Consider the following 22,898-nt stretch of genomic DNA (forward strand, 5'->3'; position numbering starts at 1 on the left):
ACCCACGATCTGATACCGGAAGCCCTCGCCATGTCGGATGCTCCATGGACTCGCTGATCAACGCCGCCGGCCACGCGCTGGCAGCGGGTGATCCGTTGGCAGCACTGAATTTTGTCGCCCTGCGCGAAGACCCTCCAGCGCTGGCCTTGCGCGGGATCGCCATGGCGCAACTTGGCGACATGACGCGAGCCAAGGCATTGCTGCAACGAGCGGTGAAAGCGTTTGGCGCCAACGAGCCGTTATCCCGGGCGCGCTGTGTGGTGGCCGAGGCCGAGGTGGCGCTGGCGGCGCGGGATCTGGGCTGGCCGGTCGAGGCGCTGGAAGTTGCACGACAAGTCTTGCAGGATCATGGCGACGGCGTGAATGCAGCACACGCACGCTGTTTGCAGATCCGTCGGTTGCTGCTGATCGGTCAGCTGGAAGGGGCTGAAACGTTGCTCGATGAACTCGATCCTGCACCATTACCCCCGGCCCTACGCACCGTCCATGAACTGATGTCCGCCGCAATCGCCTTGCGCCGGGTGCAGGCACACAAGGCGCAGGCGGCGCTGGAGCGCGCGCAACGGGCGGCGCAGCAGGCTGCCATTCCGGCGTTGTCGGCGGAGGTCGCGCACGCGCTGCAATTCCTTGAGGCGCCGGCCGCCCGATTGATTGCTGCGGGTCAGGAGAAAGCAGTCACGCTCGCGCAGGTAGAAGTGTTGTTCAACTCGCCGACGCTGGTGGTGGATGCCTGTCGCTACAGCGTGCGCGGTGCCGGAATGACCGTGGCGCTGGCCACGCGGCCGGTGTTGTTCAAGCTCGCTCGGCGGCTTGCCGAAGCCTGGCCCGAAGGGGTGTCCCGAGAGACGCTGATCGCCGAAGCCTTTCGCTTGAAACTCGATGATGAATCCCACCGTGTCCGATTGCGGGTAGAGATCGGCCGGTTGCGTGCGGCGTTGCGTCCGCTGGCCGGAATCATCGCAACCCCTCGCGGCTATGCGCTGGTTGCCCAGGACGTCGCGCTGCTCACGCTACCAAACGAAGACAGACACGCCGCGCTGCTGGCCCTGCTGGCCGACGGCGAGGCATGGTCGAGTTCGGCACTGGCGCTCGCGTCGGGCAGCAGCCAGCGGCAAGTGCAGCGAGCGCTGGAAACGTTGGCGGCACAAGACAAGGTGCAGGCGTTCGGCGTTGGCCGTGCTCGTCGCTGGCTGACACCGCCGTTGCCGGGTTTCGCGACGATCTTGTTACTCCCGGTGTCACTGGGCAATGGCTAGGCTGGACTCACCCACCCAACGAGGAAACCAGCATGAAACAGGCAAGCGCAGAAATCCTTCGTGAATACGGCCCGTTTGAAGGTGTCGACGGTGTCCATGGCGTGACCTTCGATGGCCGACAAGTCTGGTTCGCCAGCGATGGTCAGCTCAATGCACTCGACCCGGCCAGCGGTGAAACCGTGCGCACGATCAAGGTCGGTGTCGATGGCGGGACCGCGTTCGACGGCAAGCACCTGTACCAGATCGCCGACCGCCGAATTCACAAGATCGACCCCGCTACCGGGCGTGTGCTTCATACCATTCCGGCTCCGGGCGACGGCGGCGACTCGGGCATGGCCTGGGCCGAGGGTTCGTTGTGGGTCGGGCAATACCGCGAACGCAAGATCCACCAGATCGACCCGGCCACCGGGAAAATCCTCCGCACCCTCGAATCCAATCGTTTTGTCACCGGCGTCACCTGGGTTGACGGCGCGCTGTGGCATGGCACCTGGGAAGGCGATGAAAGCGAGATCCGGCGAGTCGACCCGAGCAACGGCGAGGTGCTGGAAAGCCTGACGTTACCCAGCGGAATCGGTGTCTCCGGGCTGGAGGCCGATGGCGCCGAGCGCTTCTACTGTGGCGGCGGGAACAGCGGCAGGGTGCGGGCGGTGCGCCGGCCGAAATGAGCGTTCAAGGCGCCCCGAACAGCATCGTCCAGTAAACCCCTTCATCACTGCGTGCCTCGCTGGCAAACCCGGCGCCGACCTGGGTGAACATCGGGTTCATCAGGTTGGCGCAGTGTCCGGGGCTGGCCAGCCAGCCGGCCATGGCCTTGCCCGGTGAGCTTTGTCCGGCGGCGATGTTTTCGCCGATCTGCCGGCCACGGTAACCGGCCGCCCGGGCGCGATCTGCCGGGCCGTCGCCATCCGGGTCGCGGTGGGCGAAGTAGTTGCCGTAGGCCATCGCCTTGCTGTGCCCCTGGGCGGCGGCGCCGAGCGCCGGGTTCCAGCTCAAGGGGCGGGCGGCGGCGAAGCGCTGGCGACCGCACATACGCGGTCGGGCGCGGGCGGCGTTGACCTCGGCCAGCAAGGCCTTGCCGACGTTGCGGTTGTCGCCAACACGACTGTCGAGCACCGGCCGGGCCAGCACCACTTGCCATTCGCTGCGGGCGCGGCTGACGCCGATGTCGGCGTATTGACCGTCCAGCAGCGCGCCGCAGTAATCGTCTTGCAGCATTTCGAAGGCCTCTTCGGCGTCCTGCGCGCCAACGATCCGGATGCTGCGCACCGCCACGGCCGCGTAGCCGGAATCCTTCAATCGTTCGCGCAATCCACCGCCGTAGCCATAGCCGACCGGCAACGCCAGGTTCGACTTCAGCGTCAGCGGCGCCAGCCGTTGGGCCGGGCGTCGGTCGCAACGTTGAGGATGGGCGCGGTAGTCGTTGATGGCGGCCACCAGTTGTCGCTCGGCACCGGCGTGGGCAGAGGGAGAAAGCAGGGGAGAGAGGATCAACAGGCACAGCGAAACGAAGCGAGACGAACGAACGGCGTGGCGCATGGGACGCAAAGCTCTGAAAAAGGACAACACAGAAGGGGAGTAAACCGCAGAACGCGGCGCGGGTAGGACTGGCCTTTTTGCACTTGGTTCACGAAGCAGCGCCGGGTTTTAACGGCCGCCGACGAAGTGCTCAGCGATTCAACACATCCTCCATCCATTGCAGGTATTGCGGCCGTTCGGAAATCGAATTGTGTGCCGAGTCATTCACCACTTTGAGCGTGGCCACACCGTCGGGAAAGCTGTGCAGCAAGCGTTCGGTGCTGGCCCGTGGAATCACCTCGTCATCGCTCGCCGCCAGCAGCAGCGTCGGCACGCGGATATGCGCCGCGTACTGACCTGACCGGAAACGATCCTTGAGCAACCACTGCACCGGCACCCACGGGTATTGGCGGGCGGCGATTTCTTCGAGACTGTTGTAGGGCGTGACCAGAATCAGCCGCTCCACCGGCCGCTGGCTGGCCAACCGCACCGCGACCCCGGAACCGAGGCTGCGCCCCAGCAGCGCCACCTGCGGATGACTGGCATACACCTGATCGAACAGCGCCAGCGCATCTTCGGCGATCGTTTCTTCGGAGGGCGAACCACCGCTGCCACCAAACCCACGGTAATGCAGCAAATACAACGAATACTCGGGAAACGCCTCGGAAAACTCCGGCAGATTGTGCGAAACGTCTTCGGCATTGCCGCCGAAATAGATCAGCGCCCTGGGCCCGGCGCGCTCGCGCACCGTCACGCGGATCTCGGCGTCGGGCATGGCCAGCGTCATCCGTGTGTCCGGTGATTCCAGGCTGGCAGGCTGGGGAAAATAGATTAGCGCCCGCTGAAAAACGAACAGCGCCGCGCACAGGATCAGGTACACGGCGACGATCAATGCGACGAGTGACAACAGGGTTCTGGACATTCGACTAACTTTAACCGGGCGCGCAGGTTGGCTGTCGCAGTGTAGTCCAACGGTTTTATGGGCTGCGTCAAAACACAAGGTGCAACAGATCCACAGGGCAAGGGCGCCAGCATGAACCACACTGAGGGATATTCCCGCCGCCGGTTGCTGACACTGGCAGCCGGGGTGTCAGCGGTTTTCACCTTTGACCGGGCGCTGGCCGCCATTACGTCGCCGAACGCCACAGGAGCCCAGACCATGCAGACCCGCGCCATCCCTTCGAGCTCCGAGCCACTGCCGCTGGTGGGGTTGGGCACTTATCGCGGTTTCGACGTCGCTCCCGGCGATCCGGTCTACAAACAATTGCCGGCGGTGCTCGGCGAGCTGTTCAAAAAGGGCGGCACGGTAATCGACAGCTCGCCCATGTACGGCCGCGCGGAAGAAACCACCGGTGAGTTGCTGTCGATCCACGAACCGCGCTCGCCGGCATTCCTGGCGACCAAGGTCTGGACCCGGGGTCGCGAGGAGGGCATCGCGCAGATGGAGCAGTCGTTCAGCCTGCTGCGCACCGAGCGCATCGACCTGATGCAGATTCACAACCTGCTCGACTGGCAAACTCACCTGCCGACCCTGCGCGACTGGAAAGAGCAGGGCCGCATCCGCTACATCGGCATCACCCACTACACGCCGTCGGCCTATGAGGAGGTGGAAGCGGTGCTCAAAGCCGAGCAGTTGGACTTCCTGCAAATCAACTACGCCCTGGATGATCGCGGGGTCGAGAAACGCATCCTGCCGCTGTGCCGCGAACGCGGGGTGGCGGTGATCTGTAACCGGCCGTTCGGCGGCGGCGACCTGCTTGCGCGGCTCAAGGGCAAACCGCTGCCGGGTTGGGCGGCGCAAGTCGGGGCCAAGAGCTGGCCGCAACTGGCGCTGAAATTCCTGCTGGCGCACCCGGCGGTGACCTGCGTGATTCCCGGCACCAGCAATCCGCTGTACATGGCCGACAACGCCGGCGCCGGGTTCGGGCTGATGCTGACGGATGCGCAGCGTCAGCAGTTGATTGCGTTGGTGAGTTAGTCATCTCCCGGAGGTGAGTCAAATCATCGGCGGCAATGCATCAAGAATCTTGTCCAGGGTAATCGGATACTCCCGAACCCGCGCACCCGTGGCGTTGTAGATCGCATTCGCCACCGCCGCACTCACGCCGCAGATCCCCAGTTCACCGACCCCCTTGGCTTTCATCGGCGATGAAATCGGGTCGGTTTCATCGAAGAAAATCACCTCCTGATGCGGGATGTCGGCGTGCACCGGCACTTCGTAGCCTGCCAGGTCATGGTTGACGAAAAAGCCCTGGCGCTTGTCCACCGCGAGTTCTTCCATCAATGCCGCGCCGACGCCCATGGTCATCGCGCCGATCACCTGGCTGCGGGCCGATTTCGGATTGAGAATCCGCCCGGCAGCGCAGACTGCGAGCATGCGCCGCACGCGGACTTCGCCGGTGGCGGCATCGACGGCAACTTCGACGAAGTGCGCGCCGAAGGTCGACTGCTGGTACTGCTTGGCGAGGTCGGCGAATTCGATGCTGTCCTCGACTTCGATTGCGGCATGTTGCGCGGCCTCGCGTAACGGCACGTTCTTGCTGCCCAGTCGCACGTGGCCATCGGCGAACTGCACTTCACCCGCGCTCATGCCGAGTTTGGCCGTGACCGCTTCGCGCAGTTTCATGCACGCTGCGTAGACCCCGGCGGTCGAGCAGTTGGCGCCAAACTGGCCACCGGAGCCGGACGACACCGGAAAATTCGAATCGCCCAAATGCACAGCCACATCGTCGAGACGCACGCCCATCACTTCGGCGGCGGTCTGGGCAATGATCGTGTAGCTGCCGGTGCCGATGTCCGTCATGTCGGTTTCAACAGTGATCTTGCCGTCGCGCTCCAGCCGTACGCGTGCGCCGGACTTCACCAGCAGGTTGTTGCGAATCGCCGCCGCGACACCCATGCCGATCAGCCAGCGACCTTCGCGACGGCTGCCGGGCGTTGCATTGCGTTTATCCCAGCCAAAGCGTTCGGCGCCGGTTTGCAGGCATTCGATCAGTCGCCGCTGGGAGAACGGCCGCTCGGTTTTCACCGGATCGACCTGCGTGTCGTTGAGGATGCGGAACTGGATCGGATCGAGTTTGAGCTGTTCCGCCATCTCGTCCATGGCGATCTCCAGCGCCATCAGCCCCGGCGTTTCACCGGGCGCGCGCATGGCGTTGCCTTCCGGCAAATCCAGTGGCGTCAGGCGCATGCTCACCAGGCGATTTTCGGCGGCGTAGAGCAACTGGCTCGGCTGCGCCGCGACTTCGACCTTGCCGTCGGCGAGGTTGCCCGACCAGCCTTCATGGGCGATGGCGGTGAGTTTGCCGTCCGCCGTGGCGCCCATGCGGATGCGCTGGACGGTGGCGGGGCGGTGGGTGGTGTTGTTGGCGATCTGCGGGCGGGCGAGGGCGACCTTCACGGGTCGGTTCGCCAGACGTGCGCCAAGGGCGGCGAGGATCGCGTCGGCACGAATGAACAGCTTGCCGCCGAAACCACCGCCAATGTACGGCGAGATCAACCGCACGTTTTCCTTGGGCAGGCCGAGGGTGGTGGCAATGTCGCCGACGCTCCAGGCGATCATCTGGTTGGAGGTCCAGAGCGTCACGTGATCGCCTTTCCAGGCGGCGAGTGTCGCGTGGGGCTCCATCATTGCGTGGGACTGATCCGGCGTGGTGTAGGTCTGGTCGAACTGCACGGGCGCGGCGGCAAAAGCGCTGGCGAAATCGCCGTGTGTGACGTCCGGCAGTTCGTCTTTCGGTTCCACGCCCTGATCGCGCACGCTGGCCAGATCAAACTGACCTTTGTCGGCCTCGTACTCGACGTTGACCAACTGCGCGGCGGCCCGCGCCTGTTCGAAGGTTTCAGCGACCACCAGCGCCACGGCCTGGTGATAGTGCTGCACTTGTGGCCCGGCCAGCAGGTGCGCGGCGTTGTATTTGCCTTTGCCGAGCTTGCCGGCATTGGCAGCGGTGACAATGGTCAGCACCCCCGGCGCGGCGCGGGCGGCCTCCAGATCGATGCGGGTGATGCGGCCCTTGGCGATGGCCGAACCGACCATCACGCCATAGGCCTGATTCTTCACGGCTTCATGTTGCTCGTAGGCGTAAGGTGCCTGGCCGCTGGTCTTCAGCGGGCCTTCGATGCGGTCGGTGGGTTTGCCGATGACGTTCAGCTGATCAATCGGGTTGGTCGTGGCGGGCGTGTCGAATTTCATGCTTCGTCCCTCGCTTGGGCCAGCACCGAGGCAATGGTGCGCTCGACCAGCGTCACTTTGAACTGGTTGTCCGGGGTCGGCGTGGCGCCGTCGAGCAGGCGCGCGCTGACGGCTTTCGCGCCTTGCGGCAACAGCACTTCCGCCGCTTCGACCCGCCAGGGTTTCGGCGCGATGCCACCGACCGCGAGGCGACCGCTGCCATCTTTCTGCAGGATCAGGCCGACGGACACCAGGGCGAAGGCGTACGACGAGCGGTCGCGCACCTTGTGATAGACATGGGTGCCGCCCACCGGCGCGGGCAAGGTGACGGCGGTAATCAGTTCGCCGGGTGTCAGGCTGGTTTCGACATTCGGGGTGGTGCCGGGCAATTGATGGAAATCCGCCATGGCGATGCGCCGGGTGCTGCCATCGGCCTTGAGCGTTTCGATCTGGGCATCGAGCGCACGCATCGCAATCGCCATGTCACTCGGATGGGTCGCAATGCAGGCGTCGCTGACACCGATGATGCCGAGTTGTCGACTGACACCGCCAATCGCCGCGCAGCCACTGCCGGGATTGCGTTTGTTGCAGGCCTGATTCGTGTCGTAGAAATACGGGCAGCGCGTGCGCTGGAGCAGATTGCCGGCGGTGGTCGCCATATTGCGCAACTGCCCCGATGCGCCGGCAAGCAAGGCGCGAGCGAGCAGCGCGTAGTCTTTCCGGACGCGGCTGTCGGCGGCCAGATCGGTGTTGCGCACAAGTGCGCCGATACGCAAGCCGCCGTCGTCGGTGGCTTCGATCTGGTCGAGGCCCAGGTGATTGACGTCAATCAGCTGCTGCGGCGTTTCGATGTCGAGTTTCATCAAGTCCAGCAGGTTGGTGCCGCCGGCGATGAAACGTGCGCCTTCGATTTGCGCGGCTTGGGCGGCGGCTGCGGCAGGAGAGTCGGCGCGGCTGTAATTGAACGCTCTCATGCTGGCACCTCCGCGACTTCGCTGATGGCTTCGATGATGTTCGAGTAGGCGCCGCAACGACAGATGTTGCCGCTCATGCGTTCCTGCAATTCGCTGGCGATCAGTTGCGGCGGTTCGGTGAGGCTGGCGCTGGCGTGACTGGGGATGCCGTCGCGGATTTCCTGCAGTACCGCCACCGCCGAACAGATCTGCCCCGGCGTGCAATAGCCGCACTGGTAACCGTCATGCTTGATGAACGCGGCCTGCATCGGATGCAGGTGGTCCGGCATGCCGAGGCCTTCGATGGTGGTAACTTTGGCGCCGTCCTGCATCACCGCCAGTGTCAGGCAGGAATTGATTCGCCGGCCGTCGACGATCACCGTGCAGGCGCCGCATTGGCCGTGGTCGCAGCCCTTTTTGCTGCCGGTCAGATGCAGGTGTTCGCGCAGCGCATCGAGCAGGGTGGTGCGGGTGTCAATCTCCAGCGTCTGCGGCTTGCCGTTGACTTCAAGGGTCACTTTGGCCATGGCCGGTTGCTCCAGAGTGGCCGCGTAGGCCTTGAGGCTGATGAAGGGCGGCATCGCGAACGCAGTCGCGGTCACGGCCCCGAGAATCAGGAAACGGCGTCGGGAAATCGCCAACGGCGGATGGTCGTTCATGGCTGGGCTTCCTCTGATCAGGTCGGCAGGTTGCAAATGACCCGCCAGGGCACGCCGGCGTGGTAGCCAGTCTTGGTCTGTTCTAGGAGTGACCGCAGGGGGGAGGAAAAGGTTTTGTCGGATTTCGCCCCATTCGAAGCCATCAAACGGCCACTGGATGGACGGGCCGGACGCGGCAAGCAGGGCGATGAACGGTCGTTGATGGCCAGTGAATCAAAGCCCTTTTCCCCGGTCGTATCTGCGCCAGCGCGCACCCGCGCTGACTGTTTCCGTCGTCAAGACCTTGGTTTTAGGGAAATTCTGAATGATGCGTGCAACAAGCCTGCTGCTGACTGTTTCCGCCGCCGTATTGCTGGGCGGCTGTGTGGCGGATTTCGATGATGACCATCGCCATGGCCGGCATTACGACCGCGATCATGGCCGTTACTACGATCATGACCGACGCTGGGACGACCGCGACGACGATCGCCGCGACGGGCGTCGTTATCACCGCGACCGGGATGATGACTGATTGAAACGAAGAGGGCGTTCCCCGACGGGAACGCCCTCTGGCATTAAAAATGAGCGCTCGCCCGGACGCTGGATCGCGCAGGCACGGAGGCCTCGATGTCCAGCAAATGGGTGGCGAGAATGTCGCTCAGAAAACGGAACTGATCGTTGAGGCCGACCACCTCATTGCTGAAATGATTGCTGGCGGCGGGCATCAACAGATCTTCGAAGGCTTCGTCGAACACCAGCGCTTGTGTCTTGCGCGACACGGCGTGCTGATCGTAGTAGTTGCTGCCGAAGACCGGGAAACTCACGGCGAGGGTGACGGTACTGATCATGATGTGAACTCCTCGTGCTGTGTGTTTCGGATGGGTTAATCGTGCCTTTGGCGAGCGGTCGGCGGAAGGCAATCGTCGCAATGGTGAATATCGACGCCATTGATGGTTGGACTGACGCAGCCCTGACCAGCGGATAAACGGCGCACCGCACGCACCTATACTCATGTCATCTCCCCCGGATTCTTCAGGTCTCCTGCCCGAAGAACAGATAAGGACCGCCACCGTGAACCTGCGTGCGCTGCTCGTCGCCGCACTGGTGTTGCTGGCCGGCTGCGCCACCACGGCGCGGGCCCCGGTGAGCGCGCCGGCGGTGGTGGTCTCGCCGGCCACCTGGCAGCAGATCGACCGGGAAATCGTCAGCGCCTCAAAGCAGGCTACCGAGCAGGTCAAGCTGTTCGCCCGTGGCTCGATGGAACATTGGCGCATTCGGGTCTATGAGCAAACTGAAGAAAATTTCATCCCGTGGTTCAGCAGTTACTGGACCCAGGAATGGCTGTCGATGAAGGTCAGCTGGTACACGATCAGTGCCAGCGGCGAGCAGGATGCCTCGGCCAAACGCCTGGCGGCCTATCTGCTTGAGCAATATCAGGAACGGGTGCTGGCGCCGGTTGCGGTGGAGATCGATCCGGACGCGATCCTCGGCCAGGCCGCCGCGTTCTACGCGCAGCTGATGGCGCAGCAGATGCCGGTCATCGCCCAGCGCCACGGCGTGCCCATTGCCCAGCTCAACGGGCGGTTGCAGAAAATTCCCGCCATCGCCCTTGGCCCGCCACCGGCCCGGGACGCTTCGCTGTACCAGGTTGTCAGCACTGAACCGTTGAACACGCTGCCGGCCTACGCCGCGCTGATCGACAAGATTCACACCGACGGCGGCTCGAAAGGCGTGGCCTCGACCGATACGGCCATGGCGCCGGTGGCCAAACGCGCCAGCCAGCGCATGGAGGCAGAAATGGCCCCGCGCGGCGCCGCCAGCGCGGTGGCGGCAGCGGCCGGCAAACTGGCCGGGGCGCTGATTTCGGTCGGTGTGGCGGGTATCCGCGCGATCATTCAGGCGAATGACCGCCCCGACAGCGAAGCCTTGATCCGCAGCAGTCTGGGCAACACCTTCGATAAGGCCTGGGTGAAACTGGTGCAGAACCCGACCACCGGCGTGATGGCCGGCACGCTGCACATGGCGGCGCAGGTCGAAGGCAATCTGGGCGGGCGGGACGAGCCGTCGGTCGGGTTGGGCGTCAACCGTGTCGAATGGCGGCCGCCTGAGTCGACTACTCAGCAGATCGAACCCACCCTGCAAGGAGAATGACCATGGCTTACATCGATGTGTTCGTGGCGCCCGTGCCGAATGCCAACCGCGAACAGTACAAAAAACACTGCGAAATCGCCGCGAAACTGTTCAAGGAATACGGCGCGCTGGAGGTGATTCAAGGCTGGGGCGATGACGTGCCGGATGGCAAGGTCACCTCATTCCCGATGGCGGTGAAACTCAAGGAAGGCGAGACCGTTTCGGCGGGCTGGCTGGTTTGGCCGGACAAGGCCACCCGCGACGCCGGCATGGCGAAAATGATGGAAGACCCGCGCATGCAACCGGACGTCAATCCGATGCCGTTCGATGGGCAGCGGATGATCTTCGGTGGCTTCAAGGACATTCTCGAGCCTTGATGCCTCGTTGCCGGGTCACTCCGCCGACGGGGTGATCCGGCAGCCTTTGCGGTTGCGGATCTGCTCGTCCGTCGGCCGCTCGCGGACGAATTCGAAACGCGGCTCACCTTCGCTGTAATGCACCAGCCAGCCCCATTCCAGTTCGCTCTCATCCTGCCCGGGATTCGGCGGTCGGGCCCACCAGGGTTCTTTGCTGAGGATCTCGCGCATGACGTCCTCCGGTTGATGGCAATCGTTGAACTATAAACCCCATGTCGAGAGTCGCCAGAAACGGGCGTGTAGAATCCAGGGATCTCGACGAACGAAGGAGCGTGGCCATGACGGACGAAACGCGCGGGGATCAACCGTTCAAGCGGCTGTTCTTCGCCCTGGACTGCCCGCCCGCGCAGCGCAAGGCGATTGCCCAGTGGCGCAGCGAACTGGGTTTGCGTACCGGCAAACCGGTGCCGGCGGACAACTTTCACCTGACGCTGCTGTTTCTCGGAGCGGTGCCGTTGGCGCAGATTGGCGAAGTCTGTGAGGCGGCGGCGAAGGTGCGCACGCCGGGTGAGGCGCTGAGGATTTCGCTGGATCGGTTGCAGGTCTGGCGCCGTACCGGGGTGTTGTCGCTGGCGCCGGAGCAGGCACCGCAGGGATTGTTGCGGCTGGTGTATGCGCTGGAGCAGGCGATGTTGCCGTTCGGGTTTGAAGAGGCGACGCGTGAGTATCGCCCGCATCTGACACTGGCCAGGGACTATCGGGCACCAGAACCGGAATCCGCCACGCCGCCGGAGTTCTTCCTGCGCGCTGAACGCTTTGCGCTGTTCGAATCCCACAAGGGCCGCTATCGCTCGCTGGCCGATTGGCCACTGATCTGAGCCCACAAAAAAAGGCGCCCGAGGGCGCCTGAATTCACCTGAACCGAGGAAGCCAGGTGAGGCCGTTCAGAGCAGGGGGCAGCGGTGGTAAGGCGCTGCATGAACGGAAAACATAAATTTCGGTGGGGCATGCTGACCTTGTGGGAGCGAGCTTGCTCGCGAAATCGGTCTTTCAGTAAAGGATATGTTGACTGACATACCCCCTTCGCGAGCAAGCTCGCTCCCACAGGTTTATCCAGTTATTTGCCGAGTTTCACGCGGGTCCAGCCCCGGGTCATGATCCGTTGCGTGGCAATCGGTTGATCCGGCACCGCATACAGCGTGGCCATCACTTCCTGCGACGGGTACGAGCCAGGGTCGTTGCGGATCGCTTCGTCCACCAGGGGCGTCGCCGCCGCGTTGGCGTTACTGTAGCCGTTGCTGTTGGTGATCTCGGCGATGATGTCCGGACGCATCAGGAAGTCCATGAACAGGTAAGCGTTCTCGACGTTCGCTGCATCGCGCGGGATGGCGACCATGTCGTAGAAGCTGCCGGCACCTTCCTTGGGAATGCTGTAGTCGATCACTACGTTGTTGCCCGATTCCACCGCGCGGGCCTTGGCCTGCAGCACGTCACCGGAGTAACCGACCGCCACGCAGATGTTGCCATTGGCCAGGTCCGAGATGTATTTCGAAGAGTGGAAGTACGCCACGTTCGGGCGAATCTTCATGAACAGCGCCTCGGCTTCCTTGATGTGCGCGGTTTCCTTGTCGTTCACCGGATAGCCCAGGTAGTGCAGGGCCGCCGGGATCATTTCGGTCGGCGAGTCGAGGAAGCTGATACCGCAGGCCTTCAGCTTCTCGGCGTTCTCCGGTTTGAACAGCAGATCCCAGGAGTTGGTCGGCGCGTTCTTGCCGAGCACTTCCTTGACCTTGGCCGGGTTGAAACCGATGCCGATCGAGCCCCACATGTACGGGAACGCGTGGGCGTTGTCCGGATCACTGGCGGAGGCGTTTTTCAGCAGCACCGGGTTGAGGTTTTTCCAGTTTGGCAGCTTCGATTTGTCCAGGGTCTGATAAACCCCGGCCTTGATCTGCTTGGCCAGGAAACTGTTGGACGGCACCACGATGTCGTAGCCGGATTTACCCGCGAGCAAACGCGCTTCGAGGGTTTCATTGCTGTCGAACACATCGTAGGTCACGCGGATGCCAGTCTCGTCCTCGAACTTCTTGACGGTGTCCGGAGCGATGTAGTCCGACCAGTTGTAAACGCGCAGCACCTTGTCGTTGGCCTGGACGCCCGTGGCGATTGCGCCCAATAAGGACAGTGTCAGCAGAGTCCTGCCAAACATTTTCATCGGTGAAACTCCATTCTTTTTATTCAAAAGCTTTTAAGCAAAAGCGCAAAGCCGTAAAACGCGACGGCCCTAGGCCGTCGCTGCCACTCGTTGAGGTTGCGGTTGCTGCCACGATTCGTTGGCGGTCTGATCCATCGCTTCCTGAATCGCACGCTTGCGGTTGGCTTCTGCCTTGCGGCCGAAGTACCAGACCAGGAAAGTCACCAGCGACACCGCCAGCAGAATCAGGCTGGCCACGGCGTTGATCTCGGGCTTAACGCCCAGACGCACCGCCGAGAACACTTCCATCGGCAGGGTGGTGGAGCCCGGCCCGGACACGAAGCTCGCCAGCACCAGATCGTCCAGCGACAGGGCGAACGACATCATGCCGCCCGCCGCCAGCGACGGCGCGATCATTGGAATGGTGATCAGGAAAAACACCTTGAACGGTTTCGCGCCCAGATCCATCGCCGCTTCTTCGATCGACAGGTCCAGCTCGCGCAAGCGGGCGGAGACTACCACCGCCACATAAGCGGCACAAAACGTGGTGTGGGCGATCCAGATCGTGACGATGCCACGCTCCTGCGGCCAGCCGATCAGTTGCGCCATCGCCACGAACAGCAGCAACAGCGACAGACCGGTGATCACCTCAGGCATCACCAGCGGCGCGGTCACCAGACCACCGAACAGCGTACGACCCTTGAAGCGTGTCACGCGGGTCAGCACGAACGCGGCGAGGGTGCCCAGCGCCACGGCGGCGATCGCGGTGTAGCAGGCAATTTCCAGCGAGCGCACCACCGAGCCCATCAGTTGGGTGTTGTCGAGCAGGCCGACATACCACTTCACCGACCAGCCGCCCCAGACCGTCACCAGTTTCGAGGCGTTGAACGAGTAGATCACCAGAATCAGCATCGGCAGATAAATGAACGTCAGGCCGAAGATCAACATGAACTTTGCAAAACCGAAGCGTTTCATCCCCGTGCCTCCATCTCTTTGGCCTGGCTGCGGTTGAACAGCAGAATCGGCACAATCAGGATCAACAGCATCACCACCGCCAGAGCAGACGCCACCGGCCAGTCGCGGTTATTGAAGAACTCTTGCCACAGCACGCGACCGATCATCAGGGTCTCCGGGCCGCCCAGCAGTTCCGGAATCACGAACTCGCCCACCACCGGAATGAACACCAGCATGCAGCCGGCGATGATGCCGTTCTTGGCCAGCGGCACGGTGATTTTCCAGAAGTTGTTGAAGTTGCTCGAACCCAGATCCTGCGCGGCTTCCAGCAGGCTGCCGTCGTGCTTCACCAGGTTGGCGTAGAGCGGCAGCACCATGAACGGCAGATAGGCATACACGACCCCAATGTAGACCGCCGTGTTGGTGTTGAGGATCTCGATCGGGTGATCGGTGAGCCCGGTCCACATCAAAAATGCGTTGAGCAGACCGTTGTTGCTGAGGATGCCCATCCACGCGTAAACGCGGATCAGGATCGCGGTCCAGGTCGGCATCATGATCAACAGCAGCAGGACGTTTTGCGTTTCCTTGCCGGTCTTGGTGATCGCGTAGGCCATCGGGAAACCGATCACCAGGCACATCAGCGTACTGAGCAGCGCCACTTTCAGCGAACCGAGGTAGGCCGACAGGTACAGCTCGTCTTCGCCGAGCATGGTGTAGTTGCCGATGTTCAGGAACAGCTGGAATTTCTGTTCGGCGTAGGTGTAGATCTCCGAGTACGGCGGGATCGACAGCGCGGCTTCCGAGAAGCTGATCTTCATCACCAGGAAGAACGGCAGCATGAAGAACAGGAACAGCCAGATAAACGGGATGCCGATGACGAACTTTCGCCCGCTGGGCACCAGGCGCAGGAATTGCTGATTGAAGGTTCTCATGAGCGCAGTACCACGCCGCTGTCGTCTTCCCACCAGACGTAGACCTTGTCGTCCCAGGTCGGTCGCGCGCCACGGCGTTCGGCGTTGGCCATGAACGACTGGACGATCTTGCCGCTCGGCAATTCGACGTAAAACACCGAGTGACCGCCGAGGTAGGCGATGTCATGCACCTTGCCTTCGGACCAGTTGTAGCGGGTCTCGGGCTTGATTGTGCTGACGAGCATTTTTTCCGGGCGGATCGCGTAGGTGATCGACTTGTCCTGCACCGAAGTGCTGACGCCATGACCGACGTAGATTTTTTGCTGCAAGTCCGGGCTGTGAATGATCGCGTGACCTTCGAGGTCCTCGACCACGGTGCCGTCGAAGGCGTTCACGTTGCCGATGAATTCGCAGACCATGCGGCTGACCGGCGCTTCATAGATGTCGACCGGGCTGCCGATCTGGGCGATCCAGCCCAGGTGCATGATCGCGATACGCTCGGCCATGGTCATGGCCTCTTCCTGGTCGTGGGTCACCATCACGCAGGTCACGCCGACGCGTTCGATGATTTCCACCAGTTCCAGCTGCATCTGCGAGCGCAGCTTTTTATCCAGTGCGCCCATCGGTTCGTCGAGCAGCAACAGTTTCGGACGCTTGGCCAGGGAGCGGGCGAGGGCCACGCGCTGACGCTGGCCGCCGGACAGTTGATGCGGGCGACGCTTGGCGTATTGGGTCATGTGGACGAGGCGCAGCATCTCTTCGACGCGGGCGTCGATTTCGCTGGCCGGCAAACGGTCCTGCTTGAGGCCGAAGGCGATGTTCTGCGCCACGGTCATGTGCGGGAACAGGGCGTAGGACTGGAACATCATGTTGATCGGCCGCTCGTACGGCGGCATGTCGGTGATGTCGACACCGTCGAGCAGAATGCGTCCTTCAGTCGGCCGTTCGAAACCGGCGAGCATGCGCAGCAGGGTCGATTTGCCCGAGCCGGAGCCGCCGAGCAGGGCAAAGATTTCGCCCTGATGGATCTCCAGGGACACATCGTCCACCGCAGTGGTTTCGTCGAACTTCTTGGTGACTCGATCGACCTTCACCAGAACCTTTTTCGGTTGCTGATGACCTTCAAGAGCCTTCCTGTAAGTGCTGGAGGCGTTTGCCATGTGAAACTCCCAACAGGTTTCAGTCGCCGGGCCAACGCGGCCTGGCTTAAGAGTGGATTGCAGACCCGCACCGTGCGGGTTGTTCGGCGCCGCCGTCCTGGCTGCCGGGTGGTGCTTTTTGTTTTCGCGGTGTGTTGCTGATCGCGGATGACGGATGCGCAAACGCGCAGCCGCCGACCCCGCGGGGGCAGTAAATGGTTTTGCAATCGTTGGGTGGCGTCAGCGCTGGTTGCGTCGCGCCGCACGCTGGCGGCAGGCCTCGCCGAATGCCTGGAAAATCCGCAGGTAGTTCGGGTTGTCCAGCACTTGCCATTCCGGATGCCATTGCACGCCGAGGGCGAAGGTCGGGCTGTGCTCCACCGAGACCGCCTCGATCAGGCCGTCCGGCGCCACGGCTTCGGCGCGCAGGCCGGGAGCGAGGCGGTCGATGCCCTGACTGTGAATCGAGTTGACCTGGAATTCGTTCGGCAGCTCCAGCGCTTCGAACACGCCACCGGCCAGCACCGTCACGGTATGGGCCGGGGCGTACTGCACGGCGACATCCGGGCTGTCGGCTTCGCGGTGATCGAGCATGCCCGGCAGCTCATGCACCTTCTGGTGCAGGCTGCCGCCGAACGCCACGTTCATTTCCTGGAAGCCCCGGCAGATGCCGAGTACCGGAACGCCCGCCGCGATGGCTGCACGCAATAGAGGAAGGGTAGTGGCATCCCGCGCCGGATCGTGATCCGTGCCGGGAGCGCTGTCCGGGCCCTGATAGTGGAAGGGTTCCACGTTGGACGGCGATCCGGTCAGCAACAGACCGTCGAGCTGACCCAGCAGGTCTTCGATTTCAGTCAGTTTGCCAAGGGAAGGAATGACGACGGGCAACCCCAGCGCCGCAACGCTGACAGCGCGAACGTATTTGTCGCCGCTGATGTGATAGGGGTGCAGGCCAATCTGTTTGACGCACGCAGTAACGCCGATCAATGGCTTGAATGCCATTTTTATTCACCTCGAAGTTTGACACTTGAACGAGCTTTTCCGGAGCTTAGCCTCGTTGATTTTAATTAACAACTCCCATGTAAAAAATTCTAAACGCCGTTCATCAAATCTTCATCAAGACCGGGGCTCTGGCGCCTGCATTGGCACGTGAGTGTTAAAAAAAGCCCGAAAAATAAACGCTGAGCGGCCCTGTGTTCGCTATTGACTTCACTTTGCCGTTCGGGTTGACTGGCTCGGCGAAACAGCAGTGAACATAATAATTAACAGCTAAATAGGTGCATCATGTCGGTCCCTCTGCGTGCCGTTCAACTCAACGAAGCAAACGCATTCCTTAAGAAACATCCTGAGGTTTTGTACGTCGACCTTCTGATTGCAGACATGAACGGTGTGGTGCGCGGCAAGCGCATCGAGCGCACCAGTCTTCATAAGGTTTACGAGAAAGGCATCAATCTGCCGGCCTCGCTCTTCGCCCTCGACATCAACGGCTCCACGGTGGAAAGCACCGGTCTGGGCCTGGACATCGGCGACTCCGACCGTATCTGCTACCCGATCCCCGGCACCCTGAGCATCGAGCCCTGGCAGAAGCGCCCGACCGCACAACTGCTGATGACCATGCACGAACTGGAAGGCGAGCCGTTCTTCGCCGACCCGCGTGAAGTGCTGGCCAACGTGGTGCGCAAGTTCGACGAAATGGGCCTGACCATCTGCGCCGCGTTCGAACTCGAGTTCTACCTGATCGACCAGGACAACGTGAACGGCCGTCCGCAATCGCCGCGTTCGCCGGTGTCGGGCAAGCGTCCGGTGTCGACTCAGGTTTACCTGATCGACGACCTCGACGAGTACGTTGACTGCCTGCAAGACATCCTCGAAGGCGCGAAAGAGCAGGGCATTCCTGCCGACGCCATCGTCAAGGAAAGCGCCCCGGCGCAGTTCGAAGTCAACCTGCACCACGTGTCCGACCCGATCAAGGCGTGCGACTACGCCGTCCTGCTCAAGCGTCTGGTGAAAAACATCGCCTACGACCACGAGATGGACACCACCTTCATGGCCAAGCCGTATCCGGGCCAGGCGGGCAACGGTCTGCACGTGCACATTTCGATCCTGGACAAAGAAGGCAACAACATCTTCGCCAGCGAGGATCCCGAGCAGAACGCCGCGCTACGCCACGCGATCGGCGGTGTGCTGGAGACCCTGCCTGCGCAAATGGCTTTCCTGTGCCCGAACGTCAACTCGTACCGCCGCTTCGGCGCACAGTTCTACGTGCCGAACTCGCCAAGCTGGGGCATCGACAACCGTACCGTGGCCGTCCGCGTGCCGACCGGTTCGCCGGACGCCGTGCGCATCGAGCACCGTGTCGCCGGTGCCGACGCCAACCCGTACCTGCTGATGGCTTCCGTGCTGGCCGGTATCCACCACGGCCTGACCAACGAAATCGAGCCGGGCGCCCCGGTCGAAGGCAACAGCTACGAGCAGAACGAACAGAGCCTGCCGAACAACCTGCGCGATGCCCTGCGTGAGCTGGACGACAGCGAAGTCATGGCCCGCTACATCGACCCGATGTACATCGACGTGTTCGTCGCGTGCAAGGAAAGCGAGCTGGCCGAGTTTGAAAACTCGATCTCTGACCTTGAGTACAACTGGTATCTGCATACCGTCTGACGCTCAAGCGCGATCTCGCTAACACCGCAAAACCCTGTGGGAGCAGGCTTGCCCGCGAAGAGGCCATCACCTTCAACATTGAAGGTGACTGACCCACCGTATTCGCGAGCAAGTCGAATCGTCGCACCGTCGCCCCCACAGGGATATCGGTCACTAATTCTTATGTGTGAGTCACCCCCCATGACCATGACCCGCAACGACTGGGAACAACGCTTCCAGTCCCTGACCCTCGAATCCCGTGCCTTCATCAACGGCGAATACCGCCCGGCCATCAGCGGCGAAACCTTCGAATGCCTGAGCCCCGTCGACGGCCGTTTCCTGGCCTCCGTTGCCAGCACCGATGAAGCCGACGCCAATCTGGCCGTTGAAGCCGCGCGCCAATCCTTCAACTCCGGCGTGTGGGCGAACAAGGCCCCGGCCGAGCGCAAGCGCATCCTGATCCGCTTCGCCGATCTGATCCTGCAACACCAGGAAGAACTGGCGCTGCTCGAAACCCTCGACATGGGCAAACCGATCAGCGACTCGATGAGCATCGACATCCCGGCGACCGCCAACGCGATTCGCTGGAGCGCCGAAGCGATCGACAAGATCTACGACGAAGTTGCCGCCACCCCGCACGATCAACTCGGTCTGGTCACTCGCGAGCCATCCGGCGTAGTCGTGGCCATCGTCCCGTGGAACTTCCCGCTGATCATGGCCAGCTGGAAATTCGCCCCGGCGCTGGCGGCGGGTAACTCGTTCATCCTCAAACCTTCGGAAAAATCCCCGCTGACCGCGATCCGCATCGCACAACTGGCGCTGGATGCCGGGATTCCGAAAGGCGTGTTCAACGTCCTGCCAGGCTTCGGCCACAACGTTGGCAAGGCGCTGGCGCTGCACATGGACGTCGACGTACTGGCCTTCACCGGCTCCACGGCGATTGCCAAGCAACTGATGATTTATGCCGGCCAAAGCAACATGAAACGCGTCTGGCTCGAAGCAGGGGGCAAGAGCCCGAACGTGGTGTTTGCCGACGCACCGGACTTGCGCGCGGCAGCACAAGCGGCGGCCGGCGCCATTGCGTTCAACCAGGGCGAAGTCTGCACCGCCGGTTCGCGCCTGCTGGTGGAGCGTTCGATCCGCGAGCAATTCATCCCGCTGCTGGTGGAAGCGCTGCAAGCGTGGAAACCGGGTCACGCGCTCGATCCTGCAACCACCGTCGGCGCCGTGGTCGATCAGCGTCAACTGGACAACGTGCTGCGTTACATCAGCATCGGTCGGGAACAGGGCGCCGAACTGATCGCCGGCGGTCATCGCACCCTCGAAGAAACCGGCGGCACCTACATCGAGCCAACGATTTTCGACGGCGTGACCAACGCCATGACCATCGCCAAGGAAGAAATCTTCGGCCCGGTGCTGTCGCTGATCACCTTCGACACCGTTGAAGAAGCGCTGCACATCGCCAACGACAGCATCTTCGGCCTCGCCGCCGGGGTCTGGACCAGCAACCTGAGCAAGGCCCACACCTTCGCCCGTGGCCTGCGCGCCGGCAGCGTGTGGGTCAACCAGTACGACGGCGGCGACATGACCGCGCCGTTCGGTGGCTTCAAGCAGTCGGGCAACGGTCGCGACAAATCGCTGCACGCGTTCGACAAGTACACCGAGCTGAAAGCGACCTGGATCAAGCTCTGACTCTTTTACAGCGGTGGTCGCCTGCAACCGGCGACCCTCGGAGAATAAAAAAATGAAACAACAACACGTGAACAGCTACTACGCCGCCACCCGCAACGAAGTGATCGATTTCCCGATCCTCGAAGAGTCGGTGGAGTGCGATGTCTGCATCATCGGCGCCGGCTACACCGGCCTGTCCTCGGCGCTGTTCCTGAGCGAAGCCGGCTACAAGGTGACGGTGCTGGAAGCGGCGAAAGTCGGCTACGGCGCCAGCGGTCGCAACGGCGGTCAACTGGTCAACTCCTACAGCCGCGACGTCGACGTGATCGAAGCGCGCTACGGCGACAAGACCGCCGAAATCCTCGGCAGCATGATCTTCGAAGGCGCCGACATCATTCGTTCGCGCATCAAGGAATATGACATCAAATGCGACTACCGCCCGGGCGGCATTTTCGCGGCGATGAACAACAAACAGCTCAAGGGCCTGGCCGAACAAAAACGTAGCTGGGAACGTTACGGCAATAAAAACCTGAAGATGCTCGACGCTGCGGACATCCGCCGCGAAGTCGGCTCCGACGCCTACGTCGGCGGTCTGCTGGACATGCAGGGCGGCCACATCCACCCGCTGAACCTGGCCCTCGGCGAAGCCGCGGCCATCGTGCGTCTGGGCGGCAAGATTTACGAGCAGTCCGCTGCCGTGGAAATCAAATACGGCGAGCCCAACGTCGTGCGCACTGCCAAAGGCCAGATCCGCGCCAAGTACCTGCTGATCGCCGGCAACGCCTACCTGCCGCAAGGCCTCGACAACCGCGTGACCGCCAAGAGCATGCCGTGCGGCTCGCAGATCTGCGTCACCGAACCGTTGACCGAAAAACAGGCCCGCAGCCTGATCACCAACAACTACTGCGTCGAAGACTGCAACTACCTGCTCGACTACTACCGCCTCACCGCCGACAACCGTCTGCTCTACGGTGGCGGCGTGGTCTACGGCGCCCGTGAACCGGACGACATCGAAACCCTGATCCGCCCGAAGATCCTCAAGACCTTCCCGCAGCTCAAGGACGTGAAAATCGACTACCGTTGGACCGGCAACTTCCTGCTGACCATGTCCCGCATGCCGCAATTCGGCCGCATCGAGAAAAACGCCTACTACATGCAGGGCTACAGCGGCCACGGCGTCACGTGCTCGCACCTGGCCGGCAAACTGATCTCGGAAATGATCCGCGGCGACGCCGAACGCTTCGACGCCTTCGCCTCCCTGCCACACATGCCAATGCTTGGCGGCCGCACTTTCTCCGCGCCGTTGACTGCTCTCGGCGCCGTGTACTACTCGCTGCGCGACCGTTTCGGCATCTGAGTTACCTCCCCGGCGGTGGCCCCGCACAGGCGCCGCCGGTTTTTTCACATGACTCGCAACACCACAAACCCTGTGGGAGCGAGCTTGCTCGCGAAAGCGGCCTTTCAGCAAAAGGGATGTTGAATGTGCCGCCCATTCGCGAGCAAGCTCGCTCCCACAGGTCTTGTGCCTGACCCGCAATTACCTCCAGCAGGCTCTTTTCACCCACCGTCCATCGAACCTGCTGAGCAACACCGACAAACGTGATTTAATAGCCGCCTTTCACGGTTCCGGGACACGGGAGCAACGTGATCCGCGCGACCTGCGCGGCACCCGCCACCCACCCCCATTACCCTTAAGTCGTTCTCACATAAGGCTGTCATGGATACGGGTTCTCGACTCAAACTAGTACGCGAAAGCTACAAACTCTCCCAGCGCGAGCTGGCCCGGCGTAGCGGCGTGACCAATGCCACCATCTCCCTGATCGAACAGAATCGTGTCAGTCCTTCCGTCAGCTCACTGAAAAAGCTGCTCGAAGGCATCCCGATGTCCCTGGCCGACTTCTTCACCTTCGACCAGCCCCCTCGCGAACACCAATACGTCTTCCGCGCCAACGAACAACCCGACCTCGGCCGCCACGGCCTGCGCCTGCTCCTGATCGGCGCCTCCGTTCCGAGCCGCCAGATGCGCTTGCTGCGCGAGCAATACGCGCCGGGCGCGAGTTCCGGGGAAGAGCCGATTGTTCACGCGGAAGGTGAGGAGTGTGGGTTGGTGACGCGCGGCACGGTCGAGTTGACAGTGGATGGGCAGGTGAGCGTGTTGAGTGCGGGGGATGGGTATTATTTTCCGACGACGCTGCCGCATAAGTTCCGGAATATCGGGGCGGATGAGGCGGAGATTATTAGTGCGAATACGCCGGCGAATTTTTGATAAATATTAGTCGTTTGATAAGTTTAGATTTGTAATTGTTCAAGCTTAATATTTAATTAAAACAACCCGAATTATAAAAAAATAAGTCGGGTTGTTTTTTT

General features: G+C 62.1%; 23 protein-coding genes. 11 read left to right on the plus strand and 12 right to left on the minus strand.

What is annotated here, in order from left to right:
* The first annotated feature begins 44 nt into the window (after positions 1–44).
* Both AC1Q9F_RS17440 and AC1Q9F_RS17445 read left to right on the plus strand, forming a co-directional pair.
* A complete protein-coding gene (locus tag AC1Q9F_RS17440; protein ID WP_207985733.1) occupies positions 45–1,256 on the plus strand; it encodes a helix-turn-helix domain-containing protein in 1,212 nt (403 codons plus the stop codon).
* Between the two features lie 32 nt (positions 1,257–1,288).
* Entirely contained in the window at positions 1,289–1,921 is a 633-nt protein-coding gene (locus tag AC1Q9F_RS17445; protein WP_492620455.1) for a Vgb family protein, read from the plus strand.
* 4 nt (positions 1,922–1,925) lie between these two features.
* Here the strand turns inward: AC1Q9F_RS17445 and AC1Q9F_RS17450 are convergent, their stop codons facing one another.
* Positions 1,926–2,792, minus strand: coding sequence for a CAP domain-containing protein (locus AC1Q9F_RS17450; RefSeq protein WP_207985735.1), 867 nt, complete (start codon positions 2,790–2,792; stop codon positions 1,926–1,928).
* A 130-nt stretch (positions 2,793–2,922) separates the two neighbouring features.
* Positions 2,923–3,693: an alpha/beta hydrolase gene (locus tag AC1Q9F_RS17455; protein ID WP_492620456.1), complete on the minus strand. Its 771-nt coding sequence runs from the start codon at positions 3,691–3,693 to the stop codon at positions 2,923–2,925.
* 111 nt (positions 3,694–3,804) lie between these two features.
* On the opposite strand from AC1Q9F_RS17455, the gene AC1Q9F_RS17460 reads away from it, so the two are divergent.
* The gene (locus tag AC1Q9F_RS17460) at positions 3,805–4,749 is read left to right on the plus strand and encodes an aldo/keto reductase (protein ID WP_492620457.1); all 945 of its coding nucleotides are present in this window, start codon (positions 3,805–3,807) and stop codon (positions 4,747–4,749) included.
* A gap of 18 nt (positions 4,750–4,767) precedes the next feature.
* Here AC1Q9F_RS17460 and paoC read toward each other — a convergent pair whose 3' ends face one another.
* From paoC to paoA, 3 genes are read right to left on the minus strand one after another with little or no spacing between them, the layout of a single operon-like run.
* Complete coding sequence (gene paoC, locus AC1Q9F_RS17465; RefSeq protein WP_492620458.1) at positions 4,768–6,966, minus strand: aldehyde oxidoreductase molybdenum-binding subunit PaoC; 2,199 nt, start codon at positions 6,964–6,966, stop codon at positions 4,768–4,770.
* Positions 6,963–7,919 carry an FAD binding domain-containing protein gene (locus AC1Q9F_RS17470; protein ID WP_492620459.1) on the minus strand — a complete coding sequence of 319 codons (957 nt, stop codon included), beginning with the start codon at positions 7,917–7,919 and terminating at the stop codon, positions 6,963–6,965. Before AC1Q9F_RS17470 ends, paoC begins: the two co-directional genes overlap by 4 nt.
* Positions 7,916–8,557 (minus strand): aldehyde dehydrogenase iron-sulfur subunit PaoA, encoded by a 642-nt coding sequence (paoA, locus tag AC1Q9F_RS17475; protein WP_007957135.1) that lies wholly within the window; start codon positions 8,555–8,557, stop codon positions 7,916–7,918. The genes AC1Q9F_RS17470 and paoA overlap by 4 nt, the downstream gene beginning before the upstream one ends.
* Positions 8,558–8,861: 304 nt before the next feature.
* On the opposite strand from paoA, the gene AC1Q9F_RS17480 reads away from it, so the two are divergent.
* Positions 8,862–9,068: a hypothetical protein gene (locus AC1Q9F_RS17480; RefSeq protein ID WP_064382340.1), complete on the plus strand. Its 207-nt coding sequence runs from the start codon at positions 8,862–8,864 to the stop codon at positions 9,066–9,068.
* A 43-nt stretch (positions 9,069–9,111) separates the two neighbouring features.
* Here AC1Q9F_RS17480 and AC1Q9F_RS17485 read toward each other — a convergent pair whose 3' ends face one another.
* On the minus strand, positions 9,112–9,384 hold the full coding sequence (locus tag AC1Q9F_RS17485; protein WP_085607515.1) for a hypothetical protein: 273 nt from the start codon (positions 9,382–9,384) through the stop codon (positions 9,112–9,114).
* A gap of 223 nt (positions 9,385–9,607) precedes the next feature.
* Here AC1Q9F_RS17485 and AC1Q9F_RS17490 point away from each other — a divergent pair, with 223 nt between their 5' ends.
* Together AC1Q9F_RS17490 and AC1Q9F_RS17495 are read left to right on the plus strand one after the other, a co-directional pair.
* The gene (locus tag AC1Q9F_RS17490; RefSeq protein ID WP_207985741.1) at positions 9,608–10,687 is read left to right on the plus strand and encodes a PIN domain-containing protein; all 1,080 of its coding nucleotides are present in this window, start codon (positions 9,608–9,610) and stop codon (positions 10,685–10,687) included.
* A gap of 2 nt (positions 10,688–10,689) precedes the next feature.
* A complete protein-coding gene (locus AC1Q9F_RS17495; RefSeq protein ID WP_085748278.1) occupies positions 10,690–11,043 on the plus strand; it encodes a DUF1428 domain-containing protein in 354 nt (117 codons plus the stop codon).
* 15 nt (positions 11,044–11,058) lie between these two features.
* Here the strand turns inward: AC1Q9F_RS17495 and AC1Q9F_RS17500 are convergent, their stop codons facing one another.
* Complete coding sequence (locus tag AC1Q9F_RS17500; RefSeq protein ID WP_007957125.1) at positions 11,059–11,253, minus strand: hypothetical protein; 195 nt, start codon at positions 11,251–11,253, stop codon at positions 11,059–11,061.
* Between the two features lie 107 nt (positions 11,254–11,360).
* Here AC1Q9F_RS17500 and thpR point away from each other — a divergent pair, with 107 nt between their 5' ends.
* Positions 11,361–11,900, plus strand: a complete 540-nt coding sequence (thpR, locus tag AC1Q9F_RS17505) for an RNA 2',3'-cyclic phosphodiesterase (RefSeq protein WP_492620460.1) — start codon at positions 11,361–11,363, stop codon at positions 11,898–11,900.
* Positions 11,901–12,139: 239 nt separating this feature from the next.
* Here the strand turns inward: thpR and AC1Q9F_RS17510 are convergent, their stop codons facing one another.
* The 5 genes from AC1Q9F_RS17510 to AC1Q9F_RS17530 form a co-directional block, all read right to left on the minus strand.
* A complete protein-coding gene (locus AC1Q9F_RS17510) occupies positions 12,140–13,237 on the minus strand; it encodes a polyamine ABC transporter substrate-binding protein (protein WP_492620461.1) in 1,098 nt (365 codons plus the stop codon).
* Between the two features lie 69 nt (positions 13,238–13,306).
* A complete protein-coding gene (locus AC1Q9F_RS17515) occupies positions 13,307–14,191 on the minus strand; it encodes an ABC transporter permease subunit (protein ID WP_007957119.1) in 885 nt (294 codons plus the stop codon).
* On the minus strand, positions 14,188–15,102 hold the full coding sequence (locus AC1Q9F_RS17520) for an ABC transporter permease subunit (RefSeq protein WP_007957117.1): 915 nt from the start codon (positions 15,100–15,102) through the stop codon (positions 14,188–14,190). Before AC1Q9F_RS17520 ends, AC1Q9F_RS17515 begins: the two co-directional genes overlap by 4 nt.
* Positions 15,099–16,241, minus strand: coding sequence for a polyamine ABC transporter ATP-binding protein (potA, locus tag AC1Q9F_RS17525; RefSeq protein WP_007957110.1), 1,143 nt, complete (start codon positions 16,239–16,241; stop codon positions 15,099–15,101). Before potA ends, AC1Q9F_RS17520 begins: the two co-directional genes overlap by 4 nt.
* 219 nt (positions 16,242–16,460) lie before the next feature.
* Positions 16,461–17,222 (minus strand): gamma-glutamyl-gamma-aminobutyrate hydrolase family protein, encoded by a 762-nt coding sequence (locus AC1Q9F_RS17530; RefSeq protein ID WP_492620462.1) that lies wholly within the window; start codon positions 17,220–17,222, stop codon positions 16,461–16,463.
* 282 nt (positions 17,223–17,504) lie between these two features.
* Between AC1Q9F_RS17530 and AC1Q9F_RS17535 the strand changes: the two genes are divergently transcribed.
* The 4 genes from AC1Q9F_RS17535 (at position 17,505) to AC1Q9F_RS17550 (ending at position 22,797) form a co-directional block, all read left to right on the plus strand.
* Complete coding sequence (locus tag AC1Q9F_RS17535; protein WP_007957099.1) at positions 17,505–18,881, plus strand: glutamine synthetase family protein; 1,377 nt, start codon at positions 17,505–17,507, stop codon at positions 18,879–18,881.
* Between the two features lie 180 nt (positions 18,882–19,061).
* Entirely contained in the window at positions 19,062–20,552 is a 1,491-nt protein-coding gene (locus tag AC1Q9F_RS17540) for an aldehyde dehydrogenase (protein WP_492620463.1), read from the plus strand.
* 52 nt (positions 20,553–20,604) lie between these two features.
* Complete coding sequence (locus AC1Q9F_RS17545; protein ID WP_492620464.1) at positions 20,605–21,888, plus strand: NAD(P)/FAD-dependent oxidoreductase; 1,284 nt, start codon at positions 20,605–20,607, stop codon at positions 21,886–21,888.
* A gap of 360 nt (positions 21,889–22,248) precedes the next feature.
* Positions 22,249–22,797: a cupin domain-containing protein gene (locus AC1Q9F_RS17550; RefSeq protein ID WP_011333561.1), complete on the plus strand. Its 549-nt coding sequence runs from the start codon at positions 22,249–22,251 to the stop codon at positions 22,795–22,797.
* Positions 22,798–22,898 lie beyond the last annotated feature (101 nt).

This window comes from Pseudomonas sp. GW823-FHT04A03, assembly GCF_058796615.1.